The following is an 11688-nucleotide window of genomic DNA, read 5'->3' as shown; positions in this document are numbered from 1 at the left end:
GAGACAGGCTGCCAGACCTGCGGCACCGGCAATAAGATGCGGGTCCTGCTCGCGTTCACCCACGGCCTTGCCGCGCGGATAGGCCCAGATGACGGCCAGCAATCCCATGGCATGGGCATCCTGAATGATGCGTGCGGCTTCGCTGAGCATGGTCGGCTCAAACTCGGAACCGGGGTAAATGGTGTAACCGACCCCAACCACCCGGAGACCGGAATGGCGCACAAAGTCGTGGACTTGCGCCATGCTCTGCCATTGCAGGCTGATTGGATCGCGTTGTGCCGTCTTGATCAAATGCGTCTTGCTGTTGAGTTTGAGCAAGTAGGGCGTGTCGCGGTAATCCATGCCATAGCGGGCAATGAGGCCCATTTGTGCGGCAAAGCAGCCTACGGGCGCTTCACTGGCGATGCGGAAAAGGTGTTCCGGGTCGGTATCGTCCGTCGCTACATACCCGCCGATAAAATCATCGTTGAGATGTTCGACTTTCTGATCGCCCGCCATCAGGAACAGGCGACCGCTGTCCTGGGTGGCGAGACGATAGTTTTCTGTCCAGTGCCGAGTGCTTTCGGCGGACATGCCGAGCGGTGCTTGGGCAATTTTAGGCATGAGGGGCTCCTGTAATGCAGGGCTGGAGAGGTTCGTAATGGCGCCGCAGGGCGTCACCCGTAGCGGCTACCAGGGGATGCAGGGAAGGCGTCAGGCGGGGTTGGCTGCCAAATTGCATACTGGCCAGATCGGGTGCGGAGGCGTGCATCTGTATGGCGAGACCGATAGTATTGACCAGTTCGCCGGTGGTGGCACCGCCGAGAATCTGCCCCCCGAGAATCTGCAGGGAGTCGGCGGCGAAGATGATCCGGCAGTAAATCTCCGTGGTATTGGGCATGGAGGCGGGGTGATGATCGGGCAGGCGGGCCTCGCCGACCAGAATGGGGAAGCCTTCCTGCTCGGCCTGATGCTGGGTCAGACCCGCCACCCCGAAGGCCAGACCATCAATCTCGCTGGCATAGACGCTGACGGAGCCTGCGTTGTAGCGGAGCTGGCGCAAACCATAGAGGTTCATGCCAGCGATACGGCCCTCGGCCGCCGCCTGAGAGGCGATCATGGCGTGATTGGCCTTGCGGGTGAAAAAGTCCTGCTTGTGGGCGCAATCTCCGACGGCAAAAATATCGGGATCTTCGCGGGAACGCTGGAAGGCATCTACCCAGACCCCGCCGGAGCGGCTGAGCGTTAAGCCCATATCCCTGGCCAGCGCGACCTGGGGGCGGGTGCCGATGGCGATGAGCACTGCGTCTACCGTCAGCGCTTCCTGCCCGGAGATCTGTACCTGTCCGACGCGCTTGCCGCTGGCATCGGGCAGCAGCGCCTCCACCCTGGCTCCGGTATGAATATGAACGCCATGGGCCTGCAACTGCTTCTCCACTGCGGCGCAGGCATCCAGGTCAAAGGCCGCCTGCATCAGGTGCGGCAGCATCTCGACGATGTGCACCTCAATGCCGCGCTTGCGGATTTCGTCGGCAAACTCCACCCCGATGAAGCCACCACCGATAATAGCCAGTTTTTTGATCTGCGGAATGAGGGTACTGAAGAGCCTGTCCAGATAATCGTAGTCTTTGTGAATGCTGAAGACGCCTTCCAGATGGGTGCCCGGAATGGGGGGGATGAAGTTCTCGGCGCCGGTGGCCAGCACCAGGCGTTCCCAGTGAATAACATCGCCATCGGCCAGGGTGGCGCTGTGTGCGACGCGGTCGATCTTCTGGACCGTGCCCATCTGAAGTTGTCCGCCGGCCGCCAGCAGGGGCGCACGCCCGGCCATATCCTCATCGGTGCCGCCCAGGGTGCCGAATATATAGGGGATACCACAGGGAATCACCGCGTCCGTCTCCGGACGGATCACCAGCACTTTTTTGTGCGGTGAGAACTGGGCGGCGGTAATACCCGTCATCATGCCGGCGGGGCCGCCGCCAACAATCAGGATATCCGTGGTGTCAGCCATCTGTTACTCCTGGTCAGTTGCGGGTGGAAAAGGGATACAGCGGCTGGTTCATGGTCGCCATCAGGATCCTCCATGGGCGGCTTCGTCCATCAGTCATCAGTATAGAACAGTCGGGGATTTTGAGTGCTCGAGCGGATGATCCTGTAGCCCCCCGTGGGGGCCTGAGCAGTTTCAGCAGAAATGATGCAATGCTATGGCGGATTAGTGTGGACAATGGGCCACAATCGTAACAAATTGTTTATTATTATATATATTATATTACCTTGGGATAATCGTCGTGTTCTAGCGACAAATTTCCGGAGTGATCTCCTTGATCATCCCGGCCAGGCTCGGGATGAAACCGGCAAATCCCCATCCATACAATTGGTTATTAAATATGGCACGACTACTGCTTGAATGTTAAAAGTGGTAAAAGTTCCCACATAGTGTAGCGGCAAGGGACGGTTCCCTTCACCCGTTACTGAACCCACGCCGGGAAGCGGGCATGCTGGTGAAAACCTTTTTGGAACCTTTTTTGGAAGAGGAGCACGTTATGTACAAAGGCAAGTTTACAGCATCGATCCTGTTGGCACTCGGTCTCACGGTTCCGGTCCTGTCCTGGGCAGAAGGGACCCTACTGAACCTCAGAAACCAGGCCGAAGGTTCTCCTGCGGCCTTGCAGCAACTGCAGAACCAGGCCGATACCGGAAACAGGACTGCCGGGTATTATCTGGGGACGCTCTATGACCCCGGCCTGAAATTGGGGCATATCGAAAAGGCCGACTGGGTCCGGGCGACTTACTGGTACCAAAGGTCCGCACAGTCACAAAAGGACCCGGTCACCTGCTACCCCAACAAGGCAGTGGCCCGGACCGCCGCAGGGATCGGAACCTGGTGGCGCACCGAAGCGGAGGAGAATCTGAAAAACGGCGATAACGACAACGGGCATTGCTAAAGGCCCGTTCTCATGATGCGCCGGGAGGGTGCGCGCCAATCACCCCTGTTTGATCCGCAGGACGAATGATCCGTCTTCCATACCTCCCTTTGGCCCTCCTCGCGAGGGCTTTTTTTGCGGACACAGTCAAATATCCAGCACATGCGCTTCCGTTGTCTGAAGCAGTTCGTCCAGATCATTATGGGAAAAAATCTCGGTACCCGGCCGGGCGGCCGTGCCGCTACCGCAGGCGACGCCCAGACGCAGGGCTTCTGCCGGACTTTGGCCGTGGGCCAGCGCGGCGACGAGACCAGCGACCATGGAATCGCCCGAGCCGACCGTCGACTTCACCGGAACGGGGGGCGCCTTGGCGAAATAGCTGCCATCGGGTCCGACCAGCAGCGCACCGTCGCCCCCCAGGGACACACAGACATACTGCACGCCTTCCCGCTGTATGGCGCGTGCCTCCTTCGCCACCTCTTTCAGCGTGGGGAGCTCGCGCTGGCGCAGCAGGGACAGCTCATAGCGGTTGGGTTTGATCAGGAAGGGGTGATGGGGAAGGGCGTGTTGCAGGAGGGCGCCATGGGCATCGACAATGGATTGGCCGCCGCTGGCGCGGACGCGATCGACCATATCTCCGTAGAAATGGTCATCCACGCCAGGGGGGACGGAGCCGGTGAGCACCGCAAAACCGTCTTTGCACAGACCCAGAAAGGTTTCCCGGACTTCGGCGAGGATGAGTTCTGAAACCCGCGGCCCGATGCCGGTGATTTCAAACTGCGCGGCGGGGTCACCCTGCAAAATGGTAGCATTAACGCGGGTTTCCCCCTCCACATGCACACAGTGGGGATCATCCAGTTGATGCTGCAGCAGTTTTTGCAGCAGTTCGCCGATATTGCCAGCCACGACACAGCAACTGTGGGCGAAGACCAGTAGCTCCTTGAGGGCGCGGGCGACATTGATCCCATTACCGCCGGGATCGTAGCGGGTGGATGTGGCATGACTTTTCTGATCCGCAATCAGGTGCACCACCTCGTAGGCAATGTCTACGGCCGGGTTGAGGGTGAGGGTGGCGATGGGCGGGCAGCGGGCGTTGCTTTCGATCATGGCAGCATCTGGAGATGATGATAGTGCACCAGCGCCGCTAGGCCAGCGGAAACCAGACGGGCACGGGCGGGATCAGCGCGGGAGGTGAGGATGACTGGCACCCTGGCACCCATCACGATCCCTGCCAGTGTCGCCCCGGCCAGATATTCCAGATCTTTGGCGAGGATATTGCCGGATACCAGATCGGGCACCAGCAGAATATCGGCATCTCCGGCTACGGCACTCTGTATCCCTTTGATCTTTGCCGACTCTTTGGAGATGGCGTTGTCGAAGGCGAGGGGGCCGTCCACCAGCGCGCCGGTAATCTGCCCGCGTTCCGCCATTTTCGATAGACAGGCGGCATCTATGGTCGAGACGATAGCGGGGTTGACTACCTCCACTGCCGAGAGAATGGCGGCCTTGGGTTGCGTAACGTCCAGAATCCGCGCCAGATCAATGGCGTTTTGCAGAATGGCCGCCTTGGTGATCAGGTCAGGTGCAATATTGATGGCGGCATCGGTGATGAGCAGGAGTTTCGGATACGTCTTGATATCCGCAACAAAGACATGAGAAAGACGACGATCCGTGCGCAGTTTGGCGAGAATGGGGTGGAGGAAGGCGTCGCTATGCAGGTGTCCCTTCATCAGCGCCTTGGCCTCTCCGGCAAGCACCAACTCGACGCCTTTTTCCGCGGCGGCTTCGGCACTGTCGGCGTGGAGGATGCGAAAGTTGGGACAGACGCCGGAATCGTGCCCCAGCTTGAGCAGCAGGCTGCGAATTTTGTTTTCATCGCCGATGAGGATGGGTTCTACGATGCTTTGCAGTTTTGCCTCGCAGGCACCGCGCAGAACATGCTCCTCGGCGGCATCGACCACGGCCACAGGGATGTCGTCCAGGGGAGCGACGGCGGCTAACAGCGCATCAAAATGGGCATAGGGCATGTCTGATCTCCTTCTCTCGATGCTTCATTGGGGCAAGGCCGGTCCGTGGTGCTCTTCCAGCGTCAGGCCACGGCCTTGCACACGGAAGCTGTAAGTAAGCACTAGACCCAGCAGGCTGACCGTGCCCATCAGCAGCAAGACCATGGTAACGCCCAGCGCAGACTGGATCACCGGCAGCAAAAAAACGCTGATGGTGGCGCCGATCTTGGCTATGGCGGCAGCGAACCCGGCGCTGAAGGCACGGACCTGGGTGGGGTACATTTCTGTTGGCAAGATGAAGGTCGTGGCGTTGGGGCCGGCGGTCATGAACAGATTGAACACCATGAAACCGATCAGAATGAGCTGCAGGTGGGCAGCTGCCCCTCCGGCCATGCCTGTCGCCAAATAGAGCAATCCCATGCCGAGCGCCATGCCTCCAAAACCGATCATCTGCATATGAATCCGGCCCAGCCAGGGTACCGCCCAGAGGGAGAGCACGGAACCGAGGAGGAGGAAGATATCTACCTTGCCGCTGTCCAGGGCATTGGCAAGGTCCCTGCCGACCACACCGATGATGCCGCCGTTCCCGCCATTGCGCATGGTGCCGAGCAGGATGGTGGTGAACAGGCCGACGCCGTAGGTGGCCACGTCCATAAAAAACCAGGGCAGGGTCACCAGCAAGGTGCGGCGTCGATATTCCGGAGAAAACAGGATCCCTATACCCATGTGGCGACCTGGTCGGATCTTGGCCACATGGTGGATTTTTTTGCCCAGATGCCGGGCCATGGCGGCGAGCATCTCTGTTTGTTGAGGCGCGATGCGTTCGAGAATGCGGGCGGCTTCGGCGTTGTGACCACGCCCCATACACCAGCGCACGCTCTCCGGCAGGGTGAGGCGGCCGAGCAGGTAGGGGAGCACCAGCAGTGCTTCTGCGGCCAGCAACCAGCGCCAGGTGTTGTCACCGGGATGGGCGCTTTGCAAAAGGACCAGAGCAAAACCGGCACCTGCTAGCATGCCGATGGATTGCACGGCGATGGCGGCCGCCATCATGCGTCCGCGCCGCCTCTGGGGCATGAATTCCGCCAGATAACTGCTACCTACCGGAAAATCCATGCCAATACCCACGCCGACCAGTAATTCGGCACCAATGAGCACCGCAGCATTGGGCGCGAGCGCGGCCAGCAGGGCGGCGATCATGAGCAGGATCATGTCCATGACCATGACGGGTTTGCGCCCGAAGTGGTCAGCCAGGTGCCCGCCGACCAGCGCGCCAATGACGGTGCCGCCCATGAGCATGGCGGCGGCAAGGCCGACGCTGGTGGCGGGCAGGGCAAAAATGGGTATCACCAGGGGCAGCGTGACACCTAGCAGAAACATCGAGACGCCGCTGAGCAAGGTGCCGCCGGTGGATAACGCCCAGATGCGATAATGAATCGGCAGCATGGCGCTTTCGTCGAGAATCTGGGTCATGCTGGCGTGATCGGGGTGTACCGGGTGCGCGGGCTGCCGCGCACGCTGATGCGTTTTATCGGATTTCAACGACGGTGCTCCTGCCCAGGCAGGAGCCGGTGACAGTGCCGGGCAATCATCAGGTCTTCATTGGTGGGGATAACGAGGATTTCTACTGGGCTGTGCGGCACGGAAATGCGTAGTTCGGGGTCTTCATTGGCGACCGGGTCTATCTCCAGCCCCAGCCCCAGCAGGGGCTGGCAAATGGCCCAGCGGATTGCGGCGGCGTGTTCGCCAATGCCTCCCGTAAAGACGAGGCGGTCCAGTCCGCCCAGCACCGCCATCAGGCTGCCGATGGCCTTGCGCGCACTATAGGCAAATATTTCGATGGCCTGCGCTGCATGGGGATCGCCATTGCGCAGCTTCAGTAGGGTCTGCATGTCGCCGCTACTGGCGGAAATGCCCAGTAAGCCGGATAAATGGTTGAGGAGCCGCTCGAGTTGCCCGGCATTGTAGCCCTTTTCTTCCATGAGATAGAGCAGGACGCCGGGGTCGAGATCGCCGCTGCGCGTGCCCATCACCAGGCCGCCGGTGGGGGTGAGGCCCATCGTGGTATCGCGGCACTGCCCGTTATGCACCGCCGCCATGCTTGCACCATTACCGAGGTGGGCGATGATGGTCTTGCCGGTGGCGTGATTGGGGAGCCGACCGACGATGTACTCGTAAGAGAGACCATGGAAACCGTATTTACGGACACCTTCCTGCCAGAGATTGCGCGGCAGGGGCAGGCGGCTGGCCATTTCCGGGATGCTACGGTGAAAAGCCGTATCGAAGCAGGCGACTTGCGGAATATGGGGCCACACCGCTTGTACGGCCTCTATGGCGGCGATTTCTGCAGGAAGATGTAAAGGGGCAAAACGCAGGGAGGCGCGCAGATCGCTGAGCACCTGGTTATCCACCAGGCAATGCGCCTGATGACGCGGTCCGCCGGAGACAATGCGGTGGCCAACGCCATCCGGCGTCGCGCATTGTACCTCCGCCAGTGCCGCAAATACGGCCTTTAACGCCTCCTGCTGCTGCGGCAGGGCCAACTGCCGGTCAATGGCCTGCTCTTCTCCGCGTTGCAGCCATAAACGCCCGACGCTCTGCCCAATGCGCTCGGCGGCGCCTTCCGCGAGTTTCTCTTCCCCTGCAGCCCCCAGCGCAAAAACCGCGAACTTGATGGAGGATGAACCGCTGTTGAGGCAGAGGACATGTCGCGTTGCCGCTATGCTCACAGGCCTCCCTCGCCAGTGGCTAACCAGGACAGGTCCTCTAGCCGCTTGCCCAGCCGCTGCAGAAAGCGCGCCGCGTCAGCGCCGAAAATCACCCGGTGATCGCAGCTCAGGGTAAAGTCCGCCCGCCCATCACTGCCCGCGGCAGCCACGGCCAGTATGGCGGAGGCGCCCACCGGCACGATGGCATTGAAGCGCTCTACTTCCGGGAAAACCCCGAGATTGGAAAGATAGAAGCTGGCCCCCTGGTAATCTTCCGGATAAATCCGCCCTTTTTTGACTTTGCCGAGCAGGATCCGCCAGTCCTCCACCAGTTCCTTGAGCGGGCGGCTGGCCGCATCGCGCAGCACCGGTGTGATCAGCCCGTCGCCGGTGTCCACGGCGATGCCTACATCCACCCGGCTGCGCTTGGCCAATCCCTGACGGGTCCAGACCTGGTTAAACCAGGGATCTTCAGCGACGGTCAGGGCACAGGCGCGGGTCAGGGCGAGGGTCAGGCTGAGGCCCGCCTGTTTGGCGGCAGCATGCAGGGGCGCCGTGGCAAAGCGGCTGCTGATGAGAAAGGTGGGGGTATCGAGGGTCGCCGACATATTGCGGGCCACCGCTGCGCGGAGCATGCTGGGTCGCTCGATGGTGTAGGGCGGGCCGCGGCGCAGGTCCGCATCTTCGGGCGCTAAAGCGCTGGCCAGTACCTGGGCCGCATGAATGATTCCATCGGGACCGGGCTTTACCTGGCTGAGGTCCAGTTCCAGATCACGGGCGAGGGCGCGGGCATACGGAGAAGCCTGGAGACCACCGGCGTGCGGAGGTTGCAGCGCAGCAGCGGCGGCTGTCGGGGTGTGCGGCGGCAGGGGAGAGGCAGGTTTCTCCGAAGGCGCCGTATCGGGTGGTGTTGCGGCGGCCGCAGGGGCGGTCGGCTGCTGGGTGTCCGGTGGCGCGGTCTTTTTCTCTGGAACCGCTCCGGGTGCTGCTGATGGTGGGGCGGGCGGTGCGGTTGTCGCGGCAACTCTGGCCGCACCGCCTGAATCGGTCTTTGTCGCTTCCGGCGTATCGGCAATGTAACCGATGACCTGCCGCACCGGGATGTCCGTGTCCACCGCGGCCAAAGGGCCTGCCAGAAAACCGTCGGCAAAGGCCTCCACATCCAGAATCGCTTTATCCGTTTCGACCTCGGCAACGGCTTCGCCCTTCTTGATCACTTCACCGACGGCCTTGTTCCAGCGGGTGAGGCGTCCGGTCTGCATGGTGTCGGACAGTACCGGCATGGTGATTTCTGCTTTCATCAACCTCTCCTCCTACTGCTGGGCCATCATCTGCCGGGCCGCCTGTACAATGTGTTCCCCGCGGGGAATGCTGGCGGCCTCAAGCGTACCATTGAAGGGGGTAGGGATATCCATCCCCGCTACCCGCTGGATGGGGGCGTCCAGCAAGTAAAAGCAACGCTCCTGCAAGGTGGCGGCGAACTCCGCACCGGCACCGGCAAAGCGGCAGTCCTCTTCGACGATCAGGCAGCGGTGGGTCTGCTCCACCGCGCGCACGCAGGTGTCCCAGTCAATGGGCGAAAGGCTGCGCGGATCAATCACTGTGAGTTCGATGCCTTCTGCCGCCAGCGTCTCCGCGGCCTGCAAGGCCAGCGGCAACATCCGCGAGTAGGCGATGCAGGTGATGTCTCGCCCCCGCCGTCGTGCTACCGCCTGATGGATGGGCGGAGCCAGCGTCGCCTCGTCTACGTCGCCTTTACTGAAATAGAGCAACTCATGTTCCAGCACAAGAATGGGGTCATCGCTGCGAATAGCCTGGCGTAACTGCCAGTAGGCATCCTGCGGGGTGGCGGGGACCACGATGCGCAGGCCGGGCACATTCATCAGCATGTGCTCCAGCCGCTGCGAATGCTGGGCACCTAACTGTTTGGCGACGCCACCGGGCATGCGGATGGTGAGGGGCATGGGAAACTGGCCGCCGGACATAAAGGGAATCTTCGCCGCCATGTTGACGATGGCGTCCATGGCGAAGAGGGCGAAGTTGATGGTCATGATCTCCACCACCGGGCGCAAGCCCAGCATCGCCGCGCCCACCCCGAGGCCGGTAAAGCTGTTCTCGGAGATGGGCGTGTCGCGAACCCGCCATTCGCCGTATTTGGCCATGAGGCCCTCGGTCACCCGGTAGGTGCCCCCATAGAGACCCACATCCTCGCCCAGGGTCAGTACGGTCTCATCGGCGGCCATCTCGGCATCCATGGCGCGGTTCAGTGCCTGCCAGTAAAGCATCTCGCTCATTGCGCGGTCTCCATGAGGGTTTCGAAACGCCGATTGCGGTGGAAGGCCTTCCAGGCATCGTCCATGTTCGGTGCGTCACTCTGTTCGGCAAAAGCCACCGCATCCGCCACTTCCTCCTGAATCTCCCGGCGCATACGCTCGACGGCCGCATCGTCGAGATGTCCCCCCTCGCAGCAGTGGTCGGTGAAGCGGGTCACACAGTCGGCACCGGCTGCGGCAATGGCATCGGCGCTGGGGTATGGGTGCTCCGCCACATGGACGGCCGCGGCGATGGGGTCATTGGCCTGATAGGCATTGAGCTCAGCGGCCGGGCGATAGCTGCCGGGGTCGGCCATGGAGTGTCCCCGGTAACGGTAGGTTTCCAGTTCCAGGAACTGCGGCCCGTCCCCGGCGCGGACCCGGTCCAGTGCCCTTTTGGCCGCCTTATGCACCGCGACGACATCCATGCCATCCACCTTTTCAGCCGGTATGCCATAACCGCAGGCGCGCTTGTAGACCTCGGTGATGGCGGAGTGCCGGTGAATCTCGGTGCCGATCTGGTAATGGTTGTTTTCGCAAACGAAGAAAATAGGCAATTTCCAGAGCGCTGCCATATTCAGAGATTCGTGAAAGGTGCCCTGATTGATGGCGCCGTCGCCGAAGAAGCAGATCACGGCTTCGGGCAGGCGGCGGTAGGCCACGGCATAACCTGCACCCAAGGCGATGGGGAAGGTTTCGCCAACGATGGCGTAGCCGCCGAGAAAGCGTCGACTTCGATCAAAGAGGTGCATGGACCCCCCCATACCGCCGCTTACACCGGTCTTTTTGCCGTGTAATTCTGCCATGATCTGCCGCGCCGGAATGCCGCGCACCAGGGCATGGACATGCTCGCGATAGGTGCTGACCACGTAGTCGCCCGGCTCAGCCGCATGCAGTACACCCACGGCCACTGCTTCTTCACCCGGATACAGGTGCAGGAAACCAGCAATATGGCCCTGCGCATAGGCCTGTGCCGCCGCCTCTTCAAAGGCCCTCGCGCGCAACATATCGCGGAGCATGGCCGCCATTTGTGCCTTATCCATGCTTTTCCTCCGGCAAAAATTCATTGACGGCTTCGGTGAGGGAGACCAGATACATCAGGGCCGGACCACCATGCATCAGCACCGCCATGAAGCCCGCACTCATGATTTCATCGCGGGTGGCACCCGCAGCGACAGCTCCTTTGACATGAAGTGCAATACACCATTGGCACTGCGCAGCTACCGAGAGGGCCACGTTGATGAGTTCTTTCTGGGCCATGCCCAGTGCCGGATTGCCTTCTGCCTTACCCATAAATACAAGAAATGCATTGATTTCAGATGGATATTTATCTTTCAGGCCGTCAATGAGCTGGTTGATTTCGGTGACGCGATCATTGGCACTCATAACGCGATACTCCTTTTTCTGCGGGACAAAGTAGCTTCAGGCGATTCTGGGCGGTTTCAATTCTGAAGTGCAACACTGCTGTTTAACTCTTTGATCTTCTGTACCATTACTTCGGCTGGCGTTCGAAAACCCAAGGATTTTCTGAGTCGATTGTTCATCTCCTCGGCAACCTTGGTCAAGCACTGCTGGGAGTATTGCGACAGATCCGTTCCTTTGGGGAAGTACTGCCGGAGCAGACCGTTGGTATTTTCATTGGTCGGGCGCTGCCAGGGACTGTGCGGGTCGGCAAAGTAGACCATCAGATGGGTGCGTTCTTCCAGTTCCTCATGTCGAGCCATCTCCCGACCCTGGTCATAGGTCAGGGTCTTCCTCAATG

General features: G+C 60.8%; 12 protein-coding genes. 1 reads left to right on the top strand and 11 read right to left on the bottom strand.

Annotated elements, in window-relative coordinates:
- Together Q0C48_RS14425 and Q0C48_RS14420 are read right to left on the bottom strand one after the other, a co-directional pair.
- On the bottom strand, window positions 1-603 hold a 603-nt coding region (locus Q0C48_RS14425; RefSeq protein ID WP_291525550.1), incomplete at its 3' end, for an aldolase.
- Window positions 596-1990 carry an FAD/NAD(P)-binding oxidoreductase gene (locus Q0C48_RS14420; protein WP_291525549.1) on the bottom strand — a complete coding sequence of 465 codons (1395 nt, stop codon included), beginning with the start codon at window positions 1988-1990 and terminating at the stop codon, window positions 596-598. The genes Q0C48_RS14420 and Q0C48_RS14425, both read right to left, overlap by 8 nt.
- Before the next feature lie 532 nt (window positions 1991-2522).
- On the opposite strand from Q0C48_RS14420, the gene Q0C48_RS14415 reads away from it, so the two are divergent.
- On the top strand, window positions 2523-2924 hold the full coding sequence (locus tag Q0C48_RS14415) for a hypothetical protein (RefSeq protein WP_291525548.1): 402 nt from the start codon (window positions 2523-2525) through the stop codon (window positions 2922-2924).
- Between the two features lie 126 nt (window positions 2925-3050).
- Here the strand turns inward: Q0C48_RS14415 and Q0C48_RS14410 are convergent, their stop codons facing one another.
- The 9 genes from Q0C48_RS14410 to Q0C48_RS14370 form a co-directional block, all read right to left on the bottom strand.
- Window positions 3051-4010, bottom strand: coding sequence for a 1-phosphofructokinase family hexose kinase (locus Q0C48_RS14410; protein WP_291525547.1), 960 nt, complete (start codon window positions 4008-4010; stop codon window positions 3051-3053).
- The gene (locus tag Q0C48_RS14405) at window positions 4007-4930 is read right to left on the bottom strand and encodes a bifunctional enoyl-CoA hydratase/phosphate acetyltransferase (RefSeq protein WP_291525545.1); all 924 of its coding nucleotides are present in this window, start codon (window positions 4928-4930) and stop codon (window positions 4007-4009) included. Before Q0C48_RS14405 ends, Q0C48_RS14410 begins: the two co-directional genes overlap by 4 nt.
- A 24-nt stretch (window positions 4931-4954) precedes the next feature.
- A complete protein-coding gene (locus Q0C48_RS14400; protein ID WP_291525543.1) occupies window positions 4955-6448 on the bottom strand; it encodes an MFS transporter in 1494 nt (497 codons plus the stop codon).
- The gene (locus Q0C48_RS14395; RefSeq protein ID WP_291525541.1) at window positions 6445-7635 is read right to left on the bottom strand and encodes an acetate/propionate family kinase; all 1191 of its coding nucleotides are present in this window, start codon (window positions 7633-7635) and stop codon (window positions 6445-6447) included. The genes Q0C48_RS14400 and Q0C48_RS14395 overlap by 4 nt, the downstream gene beginning before the upstream one ends.
- Complete coding sequence (locus Q0C48_RS14390; RefSeq protein ID WP_291525539.1) at window positions 7632-8915, bottom strand: 2-oxo acid dehydrogenase subunit E2; 1284 nt, start codon at window positions 8913-8915, stop codon at window positions 7632-7634. The genes Q0C48_RS14395 and Q0C48_RS14390 overlap by 4 nt, the downstream gene beginning before the upstream one ends.
- A gap of 12 nt (window positions 8916-8927) precedes the next feature.
- On the bottom strand, window positions 8928-9908 hold the full coding sequence (locus tag Q0C48_RS14385) for an alpha-ketoacid dehydrogenase subunit beta (protein WP_291525537.1): 981 nt from the start codon (window positions 9906-9908) through the stop codon (window positions 8928-8930).
- Window positions 9905-10969 (bottom strand): thiamine pyrophosphate-dependent enzyme, encoded by a 1065-nt coding sequence (locus tag Q0C48_RS14380; RefSeq protein ID WP_291525535.1) that lies wholly within the window; start codon window positions 10967-10969, stop codon window positions 9905-9907. The genes Q0C48_RS14385 and Q0C48_RS14380 overlap by 4 nt, the downstream gene beginning before the upstream one ends.
- Entirely contained in the window at window positions 10962-11312 is a 351-nt protein-coding gene (locus Q0C48_RS14375) for a carboxymuconolactone decarboxylase family protein (protein WP_291525534.1), read from the bottom strand. Before Q0C48_RS14375 ends, Q0C48_RS14380 begins: the two co-directional genes overlap by 8 nt.
- A gap of 56 nt (window positions 11313-11368) precedes the next feature.
- A partial coding sequence (locus Q0C48_RS14370; RefSeq protein ID WP_291525532.1) for an IS30 family transposase occupies window positions 11369-11688 on the bottom strand: 320 nt, incomplete at its 5' end.

Origin of the sequence: Acidithiobacillus sp. (assembly GCF_023255755.1) — a bacterium.
GTDB lineage: Bacteria > Pseudomonadota > Gammaproteobacteria > Acidithiobacillales > Acidithiobacillaceae > Acidithiobacillus.
Note: the sequence above shows the minus strand (reverse complement) of the source record. Positions and strands in the feature narration are given on the sequence as shown.

What these genes read in the sequence shown, in the direction of transcription:
- Q0C48_RS14420 (WP_291525549.1), bottom strand. Translation starts at nt 1,990, where the DNA reads ATGGCTGACACCACGGATATCCTGATTGTTGGCGGCGGCCCCGCCGGC.
- Q0C48_RS14415 (WP_291525548.1), top strand. Translation starts at nt 2,523, where the DNA reads ATGTACAAAGGCAAGTTTACAGCATCGATCCTGTTGGCACTCGGTCTC.
- Q0C48_RS14410 (WP_291525547.1), bottom strand. Translation starts at nt 4,010, where the DNA reads ATGATCGAAAGCAACGCCCGCTGCCCGCCCATCGCCACCCTCACCCTC.
- Q0C48_RS14405 (WP_291525545.1), bottom strand. Translation starts at nt 4,930, where the DNA reads ATGCCCTATGCCCATTTTGATGCGCTGTTAGCCGCCGTCGCTCCCCTG.
- Q0C48_RS14390 (WP_291525539.1), bottom strand. Translation starts at nt 8,915, where the DNA reads ATGAAAGCAGAAATCACCATGCCGGTACTGTCCGACACCATGCAGACC.
- Q0C48_RS14385 (WP_291525537.1), bottom strand. Translation starts at nt 9,908, where the DNA reads ATGAGCGAGATGCTTTACTGGCAGGCACTGAACCGCGCCATGGATGCC.
- Q0C48_RS14380 (WP_291525535.1), bottom strand. Translation starts at nt 10,969, where the DNA reads ATGGATAAGGCACAAATGGCGGCCATGCTCCGCGATATGTTGCGCGCG.
- Q0C48_RS14375 (WP_291525534.1), bottom strand. Translation starts at nt 11,312, where the DNA reads ATGAGTGCCAATGATCGCGTCACCGAAATCAACCAGCTCATTGACGGC.